This window comes from Variovorax sp. 10N432 (genome assembly GCF_056394465.1).
In genome coordinates, this window is sequence record NZ_JBFTHX010000026.1 from 68,711 (window position 1) to 90,485 (window position 21,775).

The 21,775-nt window shown below is 68.4% G+C and carries 19 protein-coding genes; 15 read left to right on the top strand and 4 right to left on the bottom strand.

All coding sequences use genetic code 11. The annotated features are described in order from the left end of the window. The first annotated feature begins 45 nt into the window (after positions 1 to 45). Positions 46 to 1,902, top strand: coding sequence for an eCIS core domain-containing protein (locus AC1DF3_RS25700; RefSeq protein ID WP_478141280.1), 1,857 nt, complete (start codon positions 46 to 48; stop codon positions 1,900 to 1,902). On the opposite strand, the gene AC1DF3_RS25705 is transcribed toward AC1DF3_RS25700, so the two are convergent. The 3 genes from AC1DF3_RS25705 to AC1DF3_RS25715 all read right to left on the bottom strand — a co-directional run bounded on the left by AC1DF3_RS25705 (position 1,903) and on the right by AC1DF3_RS25715 (position 3,605). Continuing rightward, positions 1,903 to 2,502, bottom strand: coding sequence for a DNA-3-methyladenine glycosylase (locus AC1DF3_RS25705; protein ID WP_478141281.1), 600 nt, complete (start codon positions 2,500 to 2,502; stop codon positions 1,903 to 1,905). Between the two features lie 24 nt (positions 2,503 to 2,526). Beyond that, on the bottom strand, positions 2,527 to 2,817 hold the full coding sequence (locus AC1DF3_RS25710; protein WP_286538096.1) for a DUF1330 domain-containing protein: 291 nt from the start codon (positions 2,815 to 2,817) through the stop codon (positions 2,527 to 2,529). 62 nt (positions 2,818 to 2,879) lie between these two features. Further along, a complete protein-coding gene (locus AC1DF3_RS25715; RefSeq protein ID WP_286538098.1) occupies positions 2,880 to 3,605 on the bottom strand; it encodes an IclR family transcriptional regulator in 726 nt (241 codons plus the stop codon). Positions 3,606 to 3,851: 246 nt separating this feature from the next. Here AC1DF3_RS25715 and AC1DF3_RS25720 point away from each other — a divergent pair, with 246 nt between their 5' ends. The 5 genes from AC1DF3_RS25720 (at position 3,852) to AC1DF3_RS25740 (ending at position 9,551) form a co-directional block, all read left to right on the top strand. Further along, positions 3,852 to 5,411, top strand: coding sequence for an acetate--CoA ligase (locus AC1DF3_RS25720; protein WP_478141282.1), 1,560 nt, complete (start codon positions 3,852 to 3,854; stop codon positions 5,409 to 5,411). A gap of 38 nt (positions 5,412 to 5,449) precedes the next feature. Then, entirely contained in the window at positions 5,450 to 6,589 is a 1,140-nt protein-coding gene (locus tag AC1DF3_RS25725; RefSeq protein WP_286538101.1) for an FAS1-like dehydratase domain-containing protein, read from the top strand. A 77-nt stretch (positions 6,590 to 6,666) separates the two neighbouring features. Continuing rightward, positions 6,667 to 7,827, top strand: a complete 1,161-nt coding sequence (locus AC1DF3_RS25730; RefSeq protein WP_478141297.1) for a CaiB/BaiF CoA transferase family protein — start codon at positions 6,667 to 6,669, stop codon at positions 7,825 to 7,827. Between the two features lie 42 nt (positions 7,828 to 7,869). After that, positions 7,870 to 8,832, top strand: coding sequence for a Bug family tripartite tricarboxylate transporter substrate binding protein (locus tag AC1DF3_RS25735; protein WP_478141283.1), 963 nt, complete (start codon positions 7,870 to 7,872; stop codon positions 8,830 to 8,832). A 47-nt stretch (positions 8,833 to 8,879) separates the two neighbouring features. Next, positions 8,880 to 9,551, top strand: coding sequence for a TetR/AcrR family transcriptional regulator (locus AC1DF3_RS25740; RefSeq protein ID WP_478141284.1), 672 nt, complete (start codon positions 8,880 to 8,882; stop codon positions 9,549 to 9,551). A gap of 11 nt (positions 9,552 to 9,562) precedes the next feature. Here the strand turns inward: AC1DF3_RS25740 and AC1DF3_RS25745 are convergent, their stop codons facing one another. Beyond that, entirely contained in the window at positions 9,563 to 10,144 is a 582-nt protein-coding gene (locus AC1DF3_RS25745) for a nuclear transport factor 2 family protein (protein WP_478141285.1), read from the bottom strand. 84 nt (positions 10,145 to 10,228) lie between these two features. Between AC1DF3_RS25745 and AC1DF3_RS25750 the strand changes: the two genes are divergently transcribed. From AC1DF3_RS25750 to AC1DF3_RS25790, 9 genes are read left to right on the top strand one after another with little or no spacing between them, the layout of a single operon-like run. Beyond that, positions 10,229 to 10,987, top strand: a complete 759-nt coding sequence (locus AC1DF3_RS25750; protein ID WP_478141286.1) for an SDR family NAD(P)-dependent oxidoreductase — start codon at positions 10,229 to 10,231, stop codon at positions 10,985 to 10,987. 15 nt (positions 10,988 to 11,002) lie between these two features. Further along, the gene (locus AC1DF3_RS25755) at positions 11,003 to 13,123 is read left to right on the top strand and encodes an acetate--CoA ligase family protein (RefSeq protein WP_478141287.1); all 2,121 of its coding nucleotides are present in this window, start codon (positions 11,003 to 11,005) and stop codon (positions 13,121 to 13,123) included. Continuing rightward, on the top strand, positions 13,123 to 13,896 hold the full coding sequence (locus tag AC1DF3_RS25760; protein WP_286527207.1) for an enoyl-CoA hydratase/isomerase family protein: 774 nt from the start codon (positions 13,123 to 13,125) through the stop codon (positions 13,894 to 13,896). Before AC1DF3_RS25755 ends, AC1DF3_RS25760 begins: the two co-directional genes overlap by 1 nt. Positions 13,897 to 13,939: 43 nt before the next feature. Continuing rightward, positions 13,940 to 14,626 carry a TetR/AcrR family transcriptional regulator gene (locus AC1DF3_RS25765; protein ID WP_478141288.1) on the top strand — a complete coding sequence of 229 codons (687 nt, stop codon included), beginning with the start codon at positions 13,940 to 13,942 and terminating at the stop codon, positions 14,624 to 14,626. 12 nt (positions 14,627 to 14,638) lie between these two features. Next, positions 14,639 to 15,664 carry a tripartite tricarboxylate transporter substrate binding protein gene (locus AC1DF3_RS25770; protein WP_478141289.1) on the top strand — a complete coding sequence of 342 codons (1,026 nt, stop codon included), beginning with the start codon at positions 14,639 to 14,641 and terminating at the stop codon, positions 15,662 to 15,664. A 4-nt stretch (positions 15,665 to 15,668) separates the two neighbouring features. Next, on the top strand, positions 15,669 to 16,433 hold the full coding sequence (locus AC1DF3_RS25775; RefSeq protein ID WP_286538113.1) for an SDR family NAD(P)-dependent oxidoreductase: 765 nt from the start codon (positions 15,669 to 15,671) through the stop codon (positions 16,431 to 16,433). A gap of 24 nt (positions 16,434 to 16,457) precedes the next feature. Further along, complete coding sequence (locus AC1DF3_RS25780) at positions 16,458 to 18,119, top strand: 3-(methylthio)propionyl-CoA ligase (RefSeq protein ID WP_478141290.1); 1,662 nt, start codon at positions 16,458 to 16,460, stop codon at positions 18,117 to 18,119. A 38-nt stretch (positions 18,120 to 18,157) separates the two neighbouring features. After that, positions 18,158 to 20,479, top strand: coding sequence for an acyl-CoA dehydrogenase family protein (locus AC1DF3_RS25785; RefSeq protein WP_286538116.1), 2,322 nt, complete (start codon positions 18,158 to 18,160; stop codon positions 20,477 to 20,479). Between the two features lie 42 nt (positions 20,480 to 20,521). After that, positions 20,522 to 21,754: an ABC transporter substrate-binding protein gene (locus AC1DF3_RS25790; protein ID WP_286538117.1), complete on the top strand. Its 1,233-nt coding sequence runs from the start codon at positions 20,522 to 20,524 to the stop codon at positions 21,752 to 21,754. The last annotated feature ends 21 nt before the right edge of the window (positions 21,755 to 21,775 follow it).

Consider the following 21,775-nt stretch of genomic DNA (forward strand, 5'->3'; position numbering starts at 1 on the left):
GCGCCCGACTTGCGAGGCCACGTGGATCGGGGCACCATCCGCGCCATGCGTCGTGCAAGCCTGTTGTTCGAACCTCCGCATCCGGTGGCCGCGAGGTCATCCGGGCCGGTTCGAGGCGCGGTAGCGGAAAGCGAGCGAGCCGCACCGAGGCGCGAATTCACGCGCTCCGGCTTCAGCTTCGGCGAGGTTCCCATCCATGCGGGCGGACCGCCGCCGGGCGAGGTGCCGGGCAGCGTGCATCAGGTTCTGCAGCAAGCCGGCAGTCCCATGGAGACCGCCCTGCGGCGCGACATGGAAAGGCGCTTCGATGCCGACTTCTCGGCCGTGCGGATTCACTCCGGGTCCATGGCCGAGCAATCGGCGAGAGAGGTCGCCGCGGATGCCTACACCGTCGGCCGCAACATCGTGTTCGGCGCCGGCCGGCGCGCGGAGGACGCCGGCGACGGGGGTCGATTGCTGGCCCATGAACTGGCCCACGTGGTCCAGCAACGCGGCGCCTCCGCCGCGCCGATCCGTCTCCAGCGCAGGGCGCGCGATCCCGACGAAGCCGCCGCGATCACCAAGGAGGAGACGACTCTCGCGGCGCTGGCGAAGCGGGCCCTGGCCTCGGGCAAGCCGGCATTCGCCGTGCACGAAGTCGTCTGGCGGCTGATCAACACCTACGGCCTCGACATGCATTTCGAACTGAGCGGCAGCCGCTACGACAAGGGCCGCAAGGGCGTCTTCGTCGACTTCAAGGGCAGCGGACCCAGGACCACCGGAACCATCGTCGCCGGCGACGATGCGCTGCAGCGGGTCGCCAAGGGCGACGCCCCGGCGCTGGCGAAGGAGATCGAGGCCCAGATCGGGCGTGTCGATACGGCGCGCGGTGCCATCGACTATGTCTTCATCATGGGCAAGGACGCCAGGAAGAGCGACAACAAGTTCTACACCGAAGCGAAGAAGTTCTTCAAGGCCGAGTATGCGGGCGCGACGATGGTGGAGGACGTGCGCGACCTCGACGGCATCAACCAGCGCATCAACAGCGGCGGCAAGCCGGTGGCGAACCTGATCATCGTCTCGCACGCGCACCCCGACGGCACCCTGCAGTTCTCTCTCGACGCCAAGGACCCGACGCCGGGCAAGGTGGAGTATGCGGAGCTCAAGAAGGCCAACGCGGCCGGCGGCATCACCCCGCCTCAGCCGAACCTGGTGGGCTTCTGGACCAACGTGCTGATCAGGGGCTGCAACCTCGGGCGCAGCGAGGAGATGCTGGGCGAGGTGCGCACCGCCTTCGGCGGCAGTGCGCGGGTGATCGCGCCGACCCATGGCCAACGCTATGGCGGCGGCACCGAATCGCTGGCCGATCCCTTCTACGAGGAGCCCGGTGCGAGCAAGCTGTCCGACGAGGACGCATTCAAGCGGATGAAGGCCAAGCCCGAATATGCCTTTGTCACCGATTGGGCCGCGATGCGAAAGAAGCTCCGGCGCAGCACCGACCAGAGCCAGGAAGTCGCCTACGACGGCGCCTTTCCATCCAGGGGCAAGGAACTGGACCTGCTCAGGTCGCAGGCGAAGCAGCTCAACGTGAAGGACTTCAGTTTCGGCTCCAGCCGCCGCGTGGGCAAGGACACGGTGTTCACCTTCACGCCGAAGGACGAATTCAAGAACGGTCCGGTCGACATCACGGCCGAAACCCCTCCCAGCGACAGCGAGGCGATCGCGCTGGCGAAGGAGAACATCGCGCGTCCCTCGGCCTACACCTTCACTGTCCGAAGAATCCAGTCCGGGCTGAAATTGAAGGTCGTGGTCGATGTCGTGCGGACCGAATGGGAACTGCACCACGCCGAGATCCACAAGGGCGGCAAGGGCTTCGACCCGAGGCCGGGGTCCAAGCCCTGGTACGGCGACACCGACTATTGATCAGCCCGCAGGACGGAACGGCTTGCTCAGGAAGCGCGAACCCTTCTCACCGAAACGCCAGGGCAGATCGATGGCCTTCGAGATGCCGATCCGCGGCCCGACATCGACCGCCAGCGGCGGCCGGTCGCCGGGCCGTGCGAGCAGCGCGAAAGGGGGCGCATCCAGTGCCTTGCCGTTGAAACTGTCGTCGACACCGAGTGCCTGGCCGACCCGCCCGGGGCCGGCACACAGCAGCCGCAAGTCATCGAGGCCGCGCCGTTCGCGCATGCGCGCCAGGCCGTGGGTCGGCTCCAATGCGCGGATCAGCACTCCGGCGCCGTGTCCTGACTCGCGGCAGACGAAATTCAGGCACCAGTGGATGCCATAGGAGCGGTAGACGTAGGCGTGGCCCGGGGGGCCGAACAGCGCCACGTTGCGCGGCCGCGGGCCACCGAAGCTGTGGGCCGCCGGCTCGGTGCTGTCGTAGGCCTCGGTCTCGACGATGCGCCCGCCGACGCCATCGACCAGCAAGGTGACGCCGATGAGCCGGCGCGCCACCTCCTGCGACGGGCCGTCGAAGCCGATCGATGGTGCGGCTGGGAGCAGGTCGGCGGCAGTCATCGGCGCCGCGGCACGCGCTCGCGCTCAGACCCCTTCGATGACCCGGAGATCGCGCTCGGCGCCATCGCCCAGGGCGGCGAGGGCGGCCTGGTAGGCAGGGCTGTCGTGGGTGGCCGTGGCCTGCTCGATGCTGTCGAACTCGATCAGGACGGTGCGCTGGGCGAGGCCGGCCTCGTAGACCTTGGCCGGCACGCCACGTGCCAGAAAGCGCCCGCCACCGTCGGTGATGGCGGGACCGGCGAGTTTGGCGTAGGCCGCCAGTTTGTCTGCGTCCTTGACGGCACGGTACGCGCTGATCCAATAGGCTTTCGGCATGGTGATCTCTCTTGTTGCTGAGCCGGAAATATAGCTTGCGGCCCAAGTTCTCGCCGACGGAGTCACTGTGCCAGGGCGGCGGCTTCGACCTGCATGTCGGCGGCGAGGGATCGCAAGGTCGATGCGGTCAACGTGTCCGCCAGGCCCAGCGCGGCCAGCGCGTGGCCGATGCGGCGCTGCGAATCGAGAATGGGAACGGCCAGCACGGAAATGCCGTTGATGTAGTTGCCGCGATCGACCGCGAACCCCTTTTGCTCCACCGACTTCACTTCCTTCAGCCAGGTGTCGAACGAAGGAGGGTTCTCCCAGTTCAGTGACTTGAACCCGCGGCGCAGTTCGCTGTCGCTCAAGCCGGAATAGTGAGCGACCAGCCGCCCGGTCGCGCTGGTGAGGGCGGGCACCCTGCTGCCGACTTCCACGTACAGGCGAAACGGCCCCTTCGATCGCGCCAGGGACAGCACCACGAGGTCGTCGAGGCCCGAGACCTTCATGCCGATGGTGGTGACGTTCCATCGCTCGGCGATCCGGTCGAGCGCGCTTTGCACGCGGACGGGGAACGGGTTGTTCTCGACCACGCTGCGCGCGAGGGACAACACGCCGACGTCGAGGCTGTAGCGCTTGGTTCCCGGTTCGAGCTTGACCATTCCTTCGTCGACCAGAACGCGAAGGATGTGGAGGCAGGTGCTGGTGACCAGATCGAGACCTTCCGAAATCGTCTTGAGCGTCATCGGCTCGGGGCTTCCCGCCAACAAACGAAGAATGGAAAGCGCGCGCGAGACGGCGGGCACGGGACGAACGCGAGGGCCCTTGGCGGACGGTGATGCGGGTGCTGCGACAGGCATGGAGAAGGGGCGGTTCACTGGGTTGGCGAAGCATACGACGCTTTGAGCTGGCGTCCGTCGGCCGGCATCGATGGGTCATGCGGACCGGCTGAAGTCATTCTCATAATTGTCTATAGACAATTCACAGACGCTATTGACAATTAAAACGCAGACGCGCAAAGTCTCCCCATCAAGAGCAAACGAGAGACAGCGATGACGAAATTGACGCAATTCACTTCCTATGCGGATGCGCAATCGCGCTGCAGCAGCGCCGGCCTGTGGGCGCTTTTCGATGGCGACGCCGAGCGCATGAACATCGCGCACGAGTGCATCGATCGCCATGTCGATGGCGACAACGCGGCCGTGGTCCTCGTTCGGGCCGACGGCGAGGACCAGACCCTGAGCTTCCGGCGGATCTCCGAAGCTTCGTCCCGCTTTGCCCACTTCCTGGTCGAGCAGGGAATCCGGCCGGGCGATCGCGTGGCGGTGATGCTCGAGCCGTCGCTGGCGTTCTATGCCGCCATCTTCGGCGCGATGAAGGCGGGCGCCATCGCGGTCCCGCTGTTCACGCTGTTCGGCCCGGACGGCATTCGGCTGCGGGTCCAGGACTGCCAGCCGAAGCTGCTCGTGACGAACCACGAGAAGACGGAAGTCGTGGCCGGGTTCGAGGGCCTGCGCGTGACGGTCGCCGACGATGCCTTCATCGCATCGCTCGATCGCTTCCCCTCGCGCTTCGAAACCAGCACCCGGGCCGACGACCTCGCCATCTTCCAGTACACCTCCGGCACCACCAGGGAACTGCCGGATGCCGTCAAGCACACGCACCGGGCGATCGTCACGCTGATGCTCGCGGCGCTCTACGGAACCGGCGTGCGCCCGGGTGACCGCTTCATGTGTCCGTCGTCGCCGGCCTGGGGGCACGGCCTCTGGCACGGAACGCTGGCCCCGCTGGCCATGGGGGTGACGATCGGCGCCTATGCAGGCAGATTCAGCGGCGAGCGGCTGCTGCAGGCCCTGGAGGCGCATCGCTTCAACAACCTGTCGGCGGCGGCGACCCACTACCGGATGATGCGCAACTCGGGCGCCGCGTCGAAGCATCGCTACGTGCTCGACAAGCTGTCGTTCACCGGAGAGCCGATCGACAGCGAGACCGCCGCGTTCATCGAGGCCACCTTTGGCCACAAGGCCTGCAGCATGTACGGCACGACCGAGATCGGCGTCTGCCTGGTGTCCTATCCCGGCGCGCCGGACTTCCCCGTCAAGTCGGGATCGCTCGGCAAGCCGATTCCAGGCCTTCGGGTCGAAGTGCACGACATCGACGGCAAGCCCTGCGCACCCGGTGTCGTCGGCGAGCTGAAGCTGTGGCGCCGCGGCGAATGGGTCGCCACCAAGGACCTCGGCCGCGTCGACGCCGACGGCTACTTCTGGCATGGAGGCCGGGCCGACGACGTGATCATCTCGGCCGGCTGGACGATCGGTGCGGTGGAGGTCGAGGACGCGATCCTCAAGCACCCCGACGTCAAGGAAGCCGCCGCCATCGGCGTGCCCGACGCGCTGCGCGGACTGGTCGTGAAGGCCTTCGTCGTCTCGGACCGTCCCGCCGGCGAGGCGTTCATCGAAGAGATCCAGGACGCGGTCCGCACGCGCCTGAGCCAGCACGAGTACCCGCGGCAGGTGGCGTTCGTCGCCGAACTGCCAAAGACCCCCGCCGGAAAGATCCACCGGAAGAAGCTGCGCGAGCAAGAGGCCGCCGCCGCTTCGATCCATTCGTAGTCCACCCCCTCAGACCCTTTCAATCAACAGGAGACGGCATGTCCACCACCACCGAAAGAAGCTTCCCGAAGATCACCGACGACGGCATGGACGAGTTGCGCGAGCGCATCGGCCAGAAGATCGGCGCCACCGCCGAGCCGTGGTGCTATGAGGCGACGCGCGACAACATCCGGCACTACGCGCACGGCATCGGCGACGACAACCCCCTGTGGTGCGACCCCGACTACGCGGCGAAGACGAAGTACGGCGGCCTCATTGCCCTGCCGAGCTTCCTGTTCTCCACCAGCCGGATCGTGTCCGGCTATGTCGGCGGTCTGCCCGGTGTCCACGCCATGTGGTCGGGCGCCGACTGGGAATGGCACAAGCCGGTCCAACGCAACGACACCATCCGGACCGAGGCCTACCTGAAGGACCTGGTCGAGCACCAGACGCGCTTCGCCGGCCGCGCCGTCCAGCAGACCTATCACGTCGACTTCTTCAACCAGGAAGGCGACAAGGTGGCCGAGGCCGACAGCTGGTGCTTCCGCACCGAGCGCGACCATGCCCGCGAGCAAGGCAGCAAGTACAAGGAGGTGCGGGCCCGGGCGCCGCGCCGCTACACGACCGAGGAGATCCAGGAGGCGTACAAGCTCTACGCCAAGGAAGAAGTGCGCGGCGCCACGCCCCGCTACTGGGAAGACGTGAAGGAAGGCGAGGCGCTGCCGGTGATGTTCAAGGGCCCGATGACCGTGACCGGATTCATCGCCTATGCGCAGGGTTGGGGCGGCCTGTACATCCGCGCCAACAAGCTTGCGTGGAAGCTCATCGACGCCCACCCCGGCGTCGGCATCACCAACCGCTTCGGCATCCCGGACGTGCCGGAACGGGTGCACTGGGAAGAGGACTTCGCGCTGGAGGTCGGTGCGCCCGGCGCCTACGACTACGGTCCGGAGCGCACGTCGTGGCTCACGCATCACCTGACCAACTGGATGGGCGACGACGGCTTCCTGCGCAAGGCGCACTGCAAGATCCGCCGCCACAACCCCGAAGGCGACATGCTGTTCATCAAGGGATTCGTGAAGCGCAAGTTCATCGAGAACGGGCGCCACCTGGTGGAGATCTCCCAGGAGGCTCACAACCAGGACGACGAGCTGTCGGTGATCGGCTCGGGCGTCGTCGAACTGCCGACGCGCGGTTGAGTCGCCTCGCCCCCTTGCCGGGGCGAAGGCCAGGTGGCAAACCGGCATCGCCTGGGGCGATGCCTCTCGGATCAGCTATGCCAAATACTCCAGAGCGAAGTGCCAATGGGCGCGGGGCGCTAGCCGGGCTGCGGGTGATCGACCTGTCCAGGGTGCTGGCCGGGCCCTTGTGCACCCAGATGCTTGCCGACCATGGCGCCGACGTGATCAAGGTCGAGCCGCCGTCGGGCGACGAGACGCGGACGCTCGGCCCGCCGTTCAATGACGACGGCGATGCGGCCTACTTCACGGCGGTCAATCGAGGCAAGCGCGGCATCGCGCTGAACCTTGCAGTCCCGCAGGGCCGGGAGACGCTGATGCGTCTTCTCGAAGGGGCCGACGTGCTGGTCGAGAACTTCATTCCCGGCACGATGCAACGTTGGGGGCTGGATTTCGAGGACGAGCTGAAGCCGCGTTTTCCCGGCTTGATCTACTGCTCGATTTCCGGCTTCGGAGCGGACGGGCCGCTGGGCGGCCTGCCAGGCTACGACGCCGTGCTGCAAGCCATGTGCGGCCTCATGAGCATCAATGGCGAGCCCTCGTCGGGCCCGACCCGGTTGGGCATTCCGATCGTCGACCACCTGACGGGCTACACCGCGCTGACCGGCATCCTGCTCGCGCTGCATCACCGCGACCGCACCGGCCTCGGGCAACGCGTCGAAGCGACGCTGTTCGATTCCGCATTGAGCTTGCTGGTGCCCCATGCGGCCAATTGGATGCACTCGGACCAGGTGCCCGGCCTGCTGGGAAGCGCGCATCCGAACATCGCGCCCTACGACAAGTTTCATTGCCAGGACGGATTGGTTTTTCTCGGCATCGTCAATGACCGCCAGTTCGCCAAGTTCTGCGCCGTGATGGAGCTTCCGGCGCTCGCGAGCGACCCGCGTTTCGCGGTCAATGCCGCACGCCTCGAACATCGCGACGCGTTGCGACAGCAGATCGAGGCGGCCCTCTCGGGGTGGAAGCGGGAAACCCTCTGCAGCGCCCTGATGCACGTCGGCGTCCCGGTCGGGCCGGTACACACGGTGCCCGAAGCGTTCGCGCAGGCCCATGCGTCGCACCGGGCCATGAGTGTGAGCAGCGACGGCTACCGGGGCATCGGTGTCCCGGTGCGCCTGTCGCGGACACCGGGCCGGCCGGGTCGACCTCCGCCGCGCCTGGACCAGCATGCCCAGGAGCTTCTCGGCGAAGCGCCCTGAGCAACGGCAATCGCACCTATAACAAGCAACGGAGACAAAGTCATGAATCGGATCTTCAGCCTCTTGATCGCGCTGGTCGCGCTCTGGACCTCTTCCATCGTCTCGGCGCAAAGCTATCCCAACAAGCCGATACGCGTCATCGTGCCCTACCAGGCAGGGCAGGGGACGGATGTCGCGACCCGGTACCTGGCCGAGCATCTGGGCCGCGCGCTGGGGCAGGCGCTGGTGATCGAAAACCGCGCGGGCGCCGGAGGCAACATCGGGGCTGCCGAAGTGGCGCGCGCTGCGCCCGACGGCTATACGCTGCTCATGGGAACCAACGGAACCCATGTGCTCAACCAGTTCCTCTATCCCTCGATGCCCTTCGACCCGGAGAAGGACTTCGAGCCGGTGGCACTGGTCAGCACCTTTCCGATGGTGATCCTGGCCAACCCGAATGCGCCCTACAAGACCATGGCCGACCTGCTGGCGGACGCCAAGGCGCGGCCCGATGTCGTCAACGTCGGCCTGCCGAGCACGACGTCGCGACTGGTGCTGGAGCTCATCCAGAAGCAAAGCGGCATGGTGATGCGTGCCGTCCCCTACAAAGGTTCAGGCACCTCGATGACCGATCTCATGGGCGGGCAGGTGCTGGTCGCCATCGACACGGCGAGCGCGGCACGACCCTTCGTCGCGAGCGGCAAGCTGAAGGCGCTGGCTGTGACTTCGCTCAAGGACTCGGCACTTCTGCCGGGTACGCCACCGGCGGCCAGCGAGGGCCTGGAGGGTTTCCAGGTGATCGCATGGAACGGGCTCTATGCGCCCCACGGGACACCCGCCGCCATCATCCAGAAGCTGAATGCGGAGATCGCCAAGATCCTGGCCGTGCCCGAAGCGCGGCAGCGCCTGCTCGAACTGGGCCACGAAGCCGCCGGGGGAACGCCCGACAGCCTGGCGCGTTTCGCCCGCACCGAACGGGACAAGTGGGGGCCGCTCGTCAAGAGTGCCGGCATGAAGCTGGAGTAGCCGGCAGGGGCCATGAAGTATATTCACGCCCATCAACGAGGGCATGGATGGCAACCGACAGAGCAGCACGGACAAAGGCGGGCGCGAGCGCCACGGTCGAGGACCGCCCGACCCAGCTGATCGAGATCGCATCCCGCCTCTTCGCCACCCATGGCTACGCTGGCACCTCGCTGCGCGACATCGCCGAGCAAGCGCACATCACCAAGGCCGCGCTCTACTATCACTTCCCGAACAAGGAAGCGCTCTACGAGCAGATCGTCGTCGACAACCTCCAGGCGCTCATCGATCGCGTGAGCGACGCGGTCGAGCGGGCCGATGGCGCGACCGAGCAGGTGCGCGCCTTCATGCTGACCGCGGCGGATGTCTTCGCGGAAGCGCCCGACGCCTGGATCGCCGGGTCCAATGTCTTCTGGTCGAGCATGGGTCCGCAAATACGCGAAGCCGCGGTCGGCCGCCGCGACCGGTTCGAGAAGCTGCTGCGTGGCTGCATCGCCAGGGGCGTGGCCTCGGGCGAGTTTCGCGAACTCGACGCGGCGACGGCGGGGCGCCTGCTGCTGTCGACGCTCAATCAGATGACGCGATGGATCAAGCCCGACGGGCGGCTGAAGCCGCGCCAGGTGATCGAGCAGTATCTCGACATCATCCTGGTCGGGATGAATGCGCCGGGCGCGGCCAAGGGCGCGAAGGCCGCGGGCCGTCGCGCTGCGCCGAAGCCCTGAGGCGCGCTTCTTCAGAGATTTCTCGCTGACCCGGGGTCGTCCTGGCTGCCTGGCTGCTGTATTGCAGCCAGCAGTGCATGGACCGGATCGTCGCCACGCACGCCACCGATCGGCTGCCGCGGACCGAAGCGCTCCGCCTCGTTGCCCTCGGGCGTGCCCAGCGGCCGTACCCAGTCGTACACCACCGTGCGCTGCGCGATGCGCCATTCCTCGCCGCGCTTCTCGAAGCGGTCGAGGTAGCGGCCGGCCAGGAAGACCTCGCGCGCGATGCCTTGCGCGTCGCGGTCGCGCTGCAGGGCCGTGAAGTAGGTCTCCACCGCGGCCTGCATGCCGCGCAGGGTGATCGACAGGTTGGCGACGATGTGCACCGAGCGCTCGCCCTGGGTGCGCAACTTCTCCAGAGCCCAGTCGACGAATCCCGTGGCGCTGCCCTGATAGGGCCCGTGGCGGTCGGTCGCGTCCGGCCAGTAGGCACTGCGCAAGGCAGCTTCGTCCTGGCGGTCGATGCCGCGGCAATAGCGAAACATGCACTCGCGGATGGCCTCGCGGTCCATCAGCTCGACCACGGTGGCGTTCATTTCGTTACGGTCCATAGGGTATCTCCTAGTCAAAAAACGCTTCATCGACTTACTAACCGGCCGGTAGAATTTTCTGCAAATAGAGCACGGAAGACAAGCATGGCTTTACGCATGGAAGGCAAGGTGGCCCTGGTGACAGGCGGCGCACAAGGCATCGGACGAGCGATCTGCGAGCGATTCGCCGCCGAAGGCGCGATCGTCGCGGTGCTGGACATCAAGGCCGAGAACGCCGAGCGCGCGGCGCAGGCGATCCGCGAGCAAGGCGGGCAGGCCGTGGCCTGTGCCGGCAACGTGGCCGAGCGGGCCACCTTCGAGTCGGCGGTCGCCATGCTCGAGCGCGACCACGGTCGGCTCGACGTGCTGGTCAACAACGCCATCTGGGTGCGCTACGGCCCGATCGACGCGATCACGCCCGAGACGCTCGATCGCATGGTCGCGACCGGGTTCAAGTCGGTGGTCTGGGGCACGCAGGTCGCCGCCGGCCTGATGGCCAGGGGCCGCGGCGGCTCCATCATCAACATCGCCTCGGCGGCCGGATTCCTCGGCATGCCCAACGGATTGATCTACTGCGGCGTCAAGGCCGGCGTGCTGGGCCTGACGCGGGCCTCTGCGGTCGAACTCGGGCCGAAGAAGATTCGCGTCAACGCCATCGCGCCCGGCACCATCATGACCGAGGGCGTGAGCATCAACGTCGACGAGGCCGGCATGGCGAAGCGCATCGCGCGGACGCCCGTAGGCCGCCTGGGCCAGGTCGAGGACATCGCGAACGCCGCGGTGTTCCTGGCGGGCGACGACAGCGGCTTCATGACCGGCGAGTCGATGCTGATCGACGGCGGCGTGACGCACGCGTTTCTCTGAACTGGCGCCGCACCCATGCATTCGCTCCATCCGCTTTTCTTCCCGTCGTCGGTGGCCATCATCGGCGCGTCGTCCGACCCCGAGCGCATCGGCGGGCGGCCGCTTCGCTTCCTGGTCGAGGCGGGCTTCGCCGGCGCGCTGTACCCGGTCAACCGCAGCGGCGCCGCCGAGATCCAGGGCCTGCCCGCCTTCGCCAGCCTGGCCGACGTGCCCGGCGCGGTGGACCATGCCATCGTCGCGGTGCCCGTGCCGGGTGTCGAGGCCGCATTGCAGGACTGCGCCCGCAAGGGCGTGAAGGTGGTCCAGGTCTTCACCGCGGGCTTCGCGGAGGCCGACGCGGCGGGCGCCGAACTGCAGGCCCGGCTGGTGCGCATCTGCAAGGAAGCGGGCATGCGCATGGTCGGCCCGAATGCGCTCGGGCTGCTCAATCCGTCGGCGAAGTTCTACGCCACCTTCTCCACCGCCCTGAACGGCCTGCGGCCCAAGCCGGGCGTGATCGGCATGGCCACGCAGAGCGGTGCCTTCGGCTCGGCCGCGTACGGCATGGCGACCTTGCGCGGCATCGGGCTCAGCCGCGTGATCGCGACCGGCAACGAGGCCGACGTCGACGTGGCGGAATGCATCGACTACCTGGCCGACGACGCCGACACGCGCGTCATCTGCGCCGCGCTGGAGGCCTGCAAGGACGGCGCCCGGCTGCGCGCGGCGCTGCGCAAGGCTGCCGCCGCCGGCAAGCCGGTGGTCATCATGAAGATCGGCCGGACCGAGGTCGGTGCCGCCGCCGCCGCGACGCACACCGGCTCGCTGGCGGGCAACGACGCGATCTACGACGCCGTGTTCGCCGAGTGCGGCGCGCACCGCGCGGCATCGATCGAGGAGATGCTCGACATCGCTCACCTGTGCGCCGTCACCGGCCAGCTGCCGGCCAACGAGCGCATCGGCATCATGACCGGCTCGGGCGGCATCGGCATCCTGATGGCGGACGACGCGTCCGAGCTCGGCATGGCGCTGCCGCCGCTCACCACCGGCTCGGCCGACGCCCTGCGCGAACTGCTGCCCTTCGCGGTGCCGGCCAATCCCTACGACACCACCGCGCAGGTCACCGCGGTGCCCGACGGCGTGGCCCGCGTGCTCGATGCGATGCTGCTGCCCGGCTCGCCTTTCGGCACCCTGTTCGCCTACCTGGCACACGTCGGCCTGTCGCCGTCGCGATTCGCATCGACCGAGCAGCGGATGATCGAGATCCGGGCGGCGCATCCGGACCGGCCGCTGGTGCTGGTGATGCTGTCCGAGCAGGGCGTGACCGAACGGCTCGAGGCCGCGGGCGTCGCCGTCTTCGCCGATCCGTCCCGCGCGGTGCGCGCGGTCGCCGGTGCAGCGCGGATGGCCAGACTGCGGCGCGAGATGCGCAGCGACAGCCCCGCCGCCAGCGGCTCCGAGCCCCTGCCGCAGGCCGCGACCGAGGCCGAGGCCAAGGCGCTGCTCGGCGCGGCCGGCATCCCCGTGCTGCCCGAACAGACCTGCACCAGCGCCGCGTCGGCCGCGCGTGCCGCGGACGGCATGGGCTACCCGGTGGTCGCCAAGATCGTCTCCGCCGACATCCCGCACAAGACCGAGGTGGGCGGCGTGCTCGTCGGCCTGGCGGATGCCGGCGCGGTGGCTGCCGCCTACGACACGCTGATGGCCCGTGCGGCCGAGCGCGCGCCGCAGGCCCGCATCGATGGCGTCTTGATCGCGCCGATGGTGCGCGGCGGCGTGGAGACCATCATCGGCGTCCACATGGATCCGGTGTTCGGGCCGATGGTCATGTTCGGCCTCGGTGGCACGGCCGTCGAGCTGTTCAAGGACGTGGCCTTCGCCTCCGCGCCGCTCTCGTCCGCGCAGGCGATGTCGCTGGTCGACGCGGTGCGTTCGTCGGCCCTGCTGAAGGGCTGGCGCGGCGGCCCGGCCTACGACACGCGAGCCCTCGCCGATGCGCTCAGCCGGCTGTCGGAATTCGCGCTGCGCCATGCCGACCACCTGGCCGGCATCGACATCAACCCCTTCGTCGTCAAGCCCCAGGGGGGCGTGTGCCTGGATGCCCTGATCTCCATGCGCCAAGCCCCCGTCAACCCCAACCCGAGAGAACACGCATGATGGACCTCAAGACACTCACCCTGACGATCGAGGACGGCATCGCCGTCGTCACGCTGAACCGCCCGCCGGTCAATGCACAGAACGCCGAGATGCGGGCGGAGATCACGGAGGTGTTCGACACGCTCAGCGACATGGACGAGGTCGCCGCCATCGTGCTGACCGGCAGCGGCAAGCTGTTCTCGGCCGGCGCCGACATCCGCGAGCGGCCCAACCTGGCGGCCACGCCGGGTGCCTACGGCCGCCACAACCGGCTGGTGCGCGAGTCCTACTACGCGGTGGTCGAATGTTCCAAGCCGGTGATCGCCGCCATCAACGGCGCCGCGCTCGGCGCCGGCTTCGGCCTGGTGATGGGATCGGACATCTGGGTCGCCTCGGAGGACGCCTATGTATCGATGCCCGAGATCAACGTCGGCCTGGCCGGCGGCGTCACCTTCCTGCAGAAATTCTTCAGCCAGTCGCGCGCGCGCCGCATGTTCTATACGGGCATGCAGGTTTCGGCGCAGGAGCTGTACCGGCTCGGCCTGGTGGAAGCCTGCCTGCCGGCGGCCGAGTTGATGCCCTATGCGATGGGCATCGCGCGCGAGATCGCATCCAAGAGCCCGATCGCGGTGCGGCTGGCCAAGGAAGCCGCCCGCATGACCCTGACGATGCCGCCGCGCGACGCCTACCGCTACGAGCAGGGCAACACGGTGGCGCTGTCGAAGACCGAAGACACCAAGGAAGCACAGCGCGCCTTCTTCGAGAAGCGCAAGCCGGTCTTCACCGGACGCTGAGCCAGGCGCGTCGTCCGCATTCCACCATTTCGTTCGCTTCGCCATGTCCCAACGCCGAACCGCTTCATCGCCACCCGCCCGCGCGGCGGCGGCCGATGCACCGGACACGCGCGAGAACCAGCTGCTGGCCATCGCGCGCAGCCTGTTCGCGCGCGACGGCTACGAGCGCACCTCGATGCGGGACATCGCGGAAGTCGCAGACATCACCAAGGCCGCGCTCTACTACTACTTCCCCAACAAGGAAGCGCTGTACGAGCGGGTGGTGCTGGAGTCGATGCAGTCCCTGGTCGACGACGTCTCCGCCGCCGTGGCCGCAGCGGACTCTCCGACGGCGCGCATCCGCGCCTTCATGCAGTCCTCGGCGGACGTGTTCGACCTGGCGCGCGATCGGTGGATCGCCGGTTCCCGGGCCTTCCGCGAAGGCGGCAGGGGAGGGCAGCACCTGGCCGCGATCGCGCTGCGCGACCGCTACGAGAACCTGTTGCGGCAGTGCATTTCCGAGGGCATCGCCAGCGGCGAGGTGCGCGCCATCGATCCCGCCATCGCGGGCCGCTTTCTTCTGTCCGGCCTGAACCAGATGACCAACTGGCACCGGCCCGATGGCCGCCTGGGCGTCACCGAGGTGATGCGCCAGTTCCTGGACATGGCGCTGCACGGCTTGCTCGCCGAAGCGCGTCCGGCGGACACGGCAGCCGCCGGGCCGCGCGCGGCCCGCTCAGCCAAGGCCTGAACCATGAGAACCATGCTTTCCACCTTTCTCGCTCTTCTCGCTGACCGGCCGGCAAGTCATTTTTGGAGAAGGGCTGCGGCGACGGCACTGTGGGCAGTCGCCGCGCTGGCCACGCTGCCGGCGGCTGCGCAGACCCCGCCGTTTCCCGGCGGACCCGTCACGCTGATCGTCCCCTATGCGGCGGGCGGCCTCACGGACAACCTGGCCCGCGCCCTGGGCCAGCGCCTCGCCGAGCGCTGGGGCCAGCCGGTGATCGTGGACAACCGCGCGGGCGGCGGCACGGTGATCGGCACGGCGGCCGCGGCCCGTGCGCCGGCGGACGGCAAGACCCTGCTGGTGACCAGCTTCGGCTTCACCACCAACCCGTTCATGATGTCCCACCTGCCCTACAAGCAGAGCGCGCTGGAGCCGCTGGCGATGATCGCCGTCGCGCCCGCCATCCTGTTCGTGCATCCCTCGGTGCCGGCCGACGACGTGCCGTCGCTGGTGAAGTACATCCGGACCTCGGGCAAGCCCTTCAGCTTCGCCTCGTCGGGCAACGGCTCGAGCCCGCACATCGGTGCCGAGCTGTTCGCCTCGCAGATCGGCGTCAGCATCGTCCACGTGCCGTACAAGGGCAACGGCCCAGGGCTGAACGACCTGATCGGCGGCCAGGTTCAGGGCATGTTCGATTCGAAGGCGGCGCTGGCATTCGTCAAGGCCGGCAAGCTCAAGGCGCTCGGCATCAGTTCGCTGAAGCCGTCGACCCTGGCACCCGATCTCAAGCCGATCGCGCAATCGGGCGTGCCCGAGCTGGCCAACTTCGCGACCGCGAGCTGGTTCGGCGTGCTGGTGCCCGAGGGCACGCCGAAGCCGATCCAGAGCCGGCTCCATGCCGACATCCGGGCGGTGCTGGACACGCCGGACATGCGCGAGGCCATCGACCGCGCGGGTGTCGAGCCGCTGCCCATGACCCAGGCCGAATTCGCCGCCTACCTGAAGTCGGAAGCGGAACGCTGGGGCCCGGTGATCCGGGACAAGAACATCAAGGCGGATTGAGACCATGCAAGCACACGCACCCCTGGCGCCCGCCGACCTGAAGGTCGAGGGCCGCCTCGCCGGCCGGCGCATCCTCGTCACCGGCGCGGCCTCCGGCATCGGCCACTCGGTGGCCGAGCTCTTCCTGCGCGCCGGGGCGCGCGTCGCGGCGCTGGACCGGCAGCGGCCGGAGGGCCTGCCGGGCGAGGCGCTCTGCCTCGAAGCCGACGTGACCGACCCGGATGCCGTGGAACGCGCGGTGGCCCACGCCGCCGAAGCCTTCGGCGGCCTCGACGGTCTGGTCAACGCCGCGGGCATCGCCAACACCGACTGGGCCGACCAGGTGAGCCTGGCGGACTGGAAGCGCGTGCTGGAGGTGAACCTCACCGGCAGCTTCATCGTCTGCCGCGCCTGCCTGCCGCAGCTGCGCGAGGCAGGCGCCGGCACCATCGTCAACTTCGCGTCGGGCCAGGGCCTGGCGCCCTTCAAGCAGCGCAGCGCCTACGCGGCCTCGAAGGCCGGCGTGATCTCGCTCACCCGATCGCTGGCGATGGAATGGGCGCCGCAAGTGCGCGTCAACACCGTCTGCCCCGGCGCGGTCGACACGCCCATGGTGCGCGGCGGCTACAGCCCCGAGGAATTGCGTGAGCAGGTCGGCCCGCGCTACGCGCTGGGCCGAATCGGCGAGCCGCACGAGATCGCGCTGGCCGCGCTCTACCTGAGCAGCGCCGAATCCTCCTTCGTCACCGGCATCGTGCTGGCGGTCGACGGCGGGCGCAGCTACCACTGAACCGGATCGGACCAAGGAGACTTCATGAACGGCCTGATGCAACAGCATCCCCTGCTGCTGTCCGGACTCATCGACCATGCCGCGGCCTTCCACGGCGACCGCGAGATCGTCAGCCACATGCCGGACGGCAGCACCCACCGCAGCAACTGGCGCGAGGTGCAGCAGCGCGCGAAGCGCCTGGCCAATGCCCTGGCGCATCTGGGTGTGGGCGCGGGCGACCGGGTCGCCACGCTGGCCTGGAACACGCACCGCCACCTGGAGCTGTACTTCGGCGTTTCGGGCATGCAGGCCATCCTGCACACGGTCAACCCGCGGCTTTTTCCGGAGCAGATCGCCTACATCGTCGACCATGCCGAGGACGGCTATGTCTTCTTCGACATCAGCTTCGCAGCGACCCTGGCCGAGCTGGCGCCCCAGCTCGACCGTGTGAAGGGCTTCGTCGCGCTCTGCGAGCGTTCGCAGATGCCGGACGTGAAGCTGCCCAACCTGCTGTGCTACGAGCAACTGCTGGCCGACGCGTCGCCGGATCTCGAATGGCCGGTGTTCGACGAGAACACCGCCTCGTCGCTGTGCTACACCTCGGGCACCACCGGCAATCCGAAAGGCGTGCTGTACAGCCACCGCTCGACGGTGCTGCATTCCTTCACCGCCTGCGCGGCCGACGGCTTGGCCATTTCGGCGCGCGACAGCGTGCTGCTGGTGGTGCCGCTGTTCCATGTCAACGCCTGGGGCGTGCCCTATGCGGGCGCCATGTGCGGCGCCAAGCTGGTGCTGCCCGGCCCGCATCTGTCGGGCGAGAACATCTATCGCCTGCTGCGCGAGGAACGCTGCAATTTCTCGCTGGGCGTGCCCACCGTGTGGCTGGGCCTGTTCGACTACATCGAGCGCAACCGCGCCGCGCTCGACCTGTCGGAGATCGCGCTCGAACGGCTGATCGTCGGCGGCTCGGCGGCGCCGCGCGCCATGATCCAGAAGTTCGAGGAGCTCTTCGGCGCCTACGTGATCCATGCCTGGGGCATGTCCGAGACCAGCCCGCTCGCGACCGTCGGCACCCTGCTCGACAAGCACCGCGAGCTGCCGCTCGCGCAGCGCTACGACGTGCAGGCCAAGCAGGGCCGCGCCATCTACGGCGTGCAGATCGAGATCTTCGGCGAGGACGGCCAGCCGCTGCCGCACGACGGCAAGGCCTTCGGCGACCTGAAGGCGCGCGGGCCCTGGGTCGCTTCGGGCTACTACCGCGGCGACGGCGACGCCACCGATGCCGCGGGCTGGTTCCCGACCGGCGACGTCGCCACGCTCGACCCCGACGGCTTCGTGCAGATCACCGACCGCTCGAAGGACGTCATCAAGTCCGGCGGCGAATGGATCTCGTCCATCGACCTCGAGAACGCGGCCGTGGCACATCCCCACGTGCAGGAGGCGGCCGTGATCGGCGTGGCCCACTCGCGCTGGCAGGAGCGCCCGCTGCTCCTGGTCGTGCCCAAGACCGGCACGCAGCCGACGCGCGAGGACATCCTGGCCTTCATGTCCGGCAAGGTCGCCAAGTGGTGGATGCCCGACGACGTGGTCTTCGTGGACGCGCTGCCGCATACCGCCACGGGCAAGCTGCAGAAGCTCAAGTTGCGCGAACAGTTCAGATCTCACCAGCTTCCGACGGACGTGGCCGCGAGCGGCCCGGCCGCATGACGCGCGCGACGTTCGCGCAGCACCAAGGCTCCCAACCCATGACCCATCTCGACGAAACCCAGACGATGCTGCGCGACAGCGTGCAGGCATTCCATGAAAGACACCCGGCCCCGGCGCGCGTGCGGCGCCTGCGCGACCAGGCCATTCCCTTCGACCGCAGCGTCTGGCGCGAGATGGCGGAGGCGGGCTGGAGCGGCGTGCTGGTCCCCGAATCGCTCGGCGGGCATGGTCTGGGCGCGGCGGAGGCGATGCTGATCGCCAGCGAACTGGGACGCGGCCTGGCGCCGGAACCCTATGTCGCCTGTGGCTTGATGGTGGTGCAGGCGCTGGTGCCGCTCGCCACCGGCTCGGCGCCCGCCCGTGCGCTGCTCGAGCAGGTGCTGGACGGTCGGACGCTGGCGGCGCTGGCCTGGCAGGAAGCCGCCGGCGCGCTGGACATCGACGATGTCCGGATGCGCGCCGTCCGCAGCGGCGAGGGCTGGCGGCTGGAAGGCGCGGCCAAGTGCTTCGTGCCGCTGGCCGACGCGGCCGACGGCTTCCTCGTCTACGCGCTGGAGGACGGCATCCCGGCGCTGTTCTGGATCACGCAGCCCGCCGCGATCCGCACGACCCGCACCGTCGACGGACTCGACTTCGGCGAAGTGGAGGTCGAGGGCCTCGCGCTTGCGGCCGACGCCCGGCTCGCCAGCGGCCCGGCGGTGCGCGACGCGGTCGCGCAGGCGATCGAGCTGGCCCGGCTGGCCAGCGCCTTCGAACTCGTCGGCGTCGCCGAACGGGCGCTGGAAGCCACGGTGGCCTATACCTCGCAGCGGGTCCAGTTCGGCAAGCCCATCGCGTCCTTCCAGGCGCTGCAGCACCGCATGGTCGACATGTGGATGCTCTGCCAGCTGGCGCGCGCCTCGGCCGAGAACGCCTTGCTGGACTGGGCGCGCCCGGCCGACGAGTCCACGCGTATCCAGTCGGTCCGCGCGGCGCGCGCACGCGCCGGCGCCACGGCGCTGGGGGTCTCGAAGACCGCGATCCAGCTGCACGGCGGCATGGGCATCGCCGATGAAACCGACATCGGCCTGTGCCTGAAGCGGGCGCTGGCGCTGTCGGCCTGGCTTGGCAATCCGCTGTGGCAGCGCGCCCGGTTCCTGGACCAGCTGATGAAGAGCGGCCGCGTGCGCCAGTCCGACAACTCGCCCCTGGTGGTGCCGGAGGGCGTCGACGTGGCCGAGCTGCCCGACGACGAGTTCCGGCGCGTGCTGGCGACCTGGATCGCCGCAAACTACCCGCCCGAGAAGCGCTTCATGAAGAAGCGCGCCTACTACGCCGACATCTCTGACTGGTACCAGGCGCTGTCGAAGAAGGGCTGGCTCGCGCCTGCCTGGCCCAAGACGGCCGGCGGCATGGGCCTGTCGGCGACCAAGCAGGTGATCTACGCCGAGGAGATCGCACGCCACGGCTGCGCGCGCATTCCGGATCACGGGCTCGCGATCGGCAAGCTGCTGCTGATGCACGGCACGCCGGCCCAGATCGACTACCACCTGCCGCGCGTGCTCAGCGGCGAGATCATGTGGTGCCAGGGCTACTCCGAACCGAACGCGGGCTCCGACCTGGCCAGCCTGCGCACGCGCGCCGAGCGCGACGGCGACTTCCTGGTCGTCAACGGCCAGAAGACCTGGACCACGCTGGGTCCGGGGGCGGACTGGATGTTTGCGCTGGTGCGCACCAGCAAGGTCGACGGCGCCAAGCAACGCGGCATCACCTTCCTGCTGATCGACCTGAAGTCACCCGGCGTGAAGGTGCGGCCGATCGTCAACCTCAAGGGCGAGGGCGAATTCAGCGAGGTCTTCTTCGACAACGTCCGGGTGCCGGTGTCGAACGTGGTGGGCCGCATCGACGATGGCTGGAGCGTGGCCAACTCGTTCCTGCGCGAGGAGCGCATCTTCTTCGGCACGCCGCGCCAGTGCGAATATGCACTGGCCCAGCTCGACCGGCTGGCCGAGGCCACGAATGCGCTCGCCGCGGGCGATTTCCGCGACCGCTATGCGCAGCTGGTGCTCGACGTGCGCGACCTGAAGGCCGCGTTCGAGCTCTTCATGGGCCGCCTGCGCGGCGGCGAAGAGCTCGGGCCGGAAGTGTCCTACCTCAAGGTCTGGGGCACCGAGACCTACCAGCGCATCACGGACGAACTGGTGCAGCTCGCGGGCGACCACGGCGGCCAGGTCGACGACGTGGTCATCGGCGACATCGCGGCCGACGTGATGAACCAGTACCTGGATTCGCGCATGCCCGCCATCTTCGGTGGCTCGAACGAGATCCAGCGCAACATCCTCGCCAAGCAGATCCTGGCGCTGCCTTCGGGCCGCGCCTGATACCCGGCCAAGCCCTCACCAACGACAGCAGGAGACACAGAAATGAACACCTTTCGCCACTCCATCGCGGCCTTGCGCGCCGTCCTCGCCACGGCCGGCTTGGCCGCGATCGCCGGCCTGGCCCAGGCCCAGATCTCGGACGACGTGGTCCGCATCGGCCTCATGGGCGACCTGAGCGGCCCGTATTCCGGCAACGGCGGGCCTGGCTCGGTGCTTGCCGCCAAGATGGCCATCGAGGACTTCGGCGGCAAGGTCAACGGCAAGCCGGTCGAGCTGCTGACCATGGACGACCAGAACAAGCCCGACGTCGGGCTGAACGCCGCGCGCAAGTGGCTGGAGGCCGACAAGGTGGACGCGATCGTCGGCGGCTCGGCCTCGTCGATCGCGCTGGGCGTGCAGACGCTGATGAAGGAAAAGCAGAAGCCCTACCTGATCGCCGGCACCGTCACCTCCGACCTCACCGGCAAGGCCTGCTCCCCGATGGCCTTCCAGTTCCTGGTCGACACCTACTCGCTGCCCAAGGCCGGCGTGCAGACGCTGATCGACAAGGGCATCAAGACCTTCTTCTTCGTGACCGTGGACTACGCCTTCGGCGCGGCGCTGCAGACCGAGGCCACGCGCTTCATCGAACAGGCCGGCGGCAAGGTGGTGGGCTCGGTCAAGCATCCGCTGGGCACCACCGACTTCTCTTCGTACCTGCTGCAGGCGCAGTCGAGCGGCGCCAAGGCGATCGTGATCCTGAACGCGGGGCTCGACCTGTCGAATTCCCTCAAGCAGGCGGCCGAGTTCCGCATCACCAAGGGCGGCCAGAGCGTGAGCGTGTTCGGCATGACGATCAACAGCGTCGCCGCGATGGGCCTGGAGACCGCGCAGGGCCTGAACATCACCGTGCCCTTCTACTGGGACCGGGACGACGCCTCGCGGGCCTGGAGCAAGCGCTTCATGGAACGCAACAACGGGGTGGTGCCGACCTACATCATGGCCGGCGTCTACAGCGCCGTGACCCACTACCTGAAGGGCGTGCAGGCGGCCGGCAGCGATGCCGGCCCGGCGGTGGTCGAGAAGATGAAGGCCACGCCGGTGAACGACTTCATGTCCAAGGACGTGAAGATCCGCGAGGACGGCCAGGTGATGCGCCCGGTCTATCCGGTCGAGGTGAAGAGCCCCGCGCAGTCCAAGGGCAAGAACGACTTCTACACGGTGGGCGCCGCGATCCCGGCCGAGAAGGTGTTTCGTCCGCTGTCTGAAGGCGGCTGCGATTTCGTCAAGAAGTGAGCACGAGCGGGCAGGGGGCCA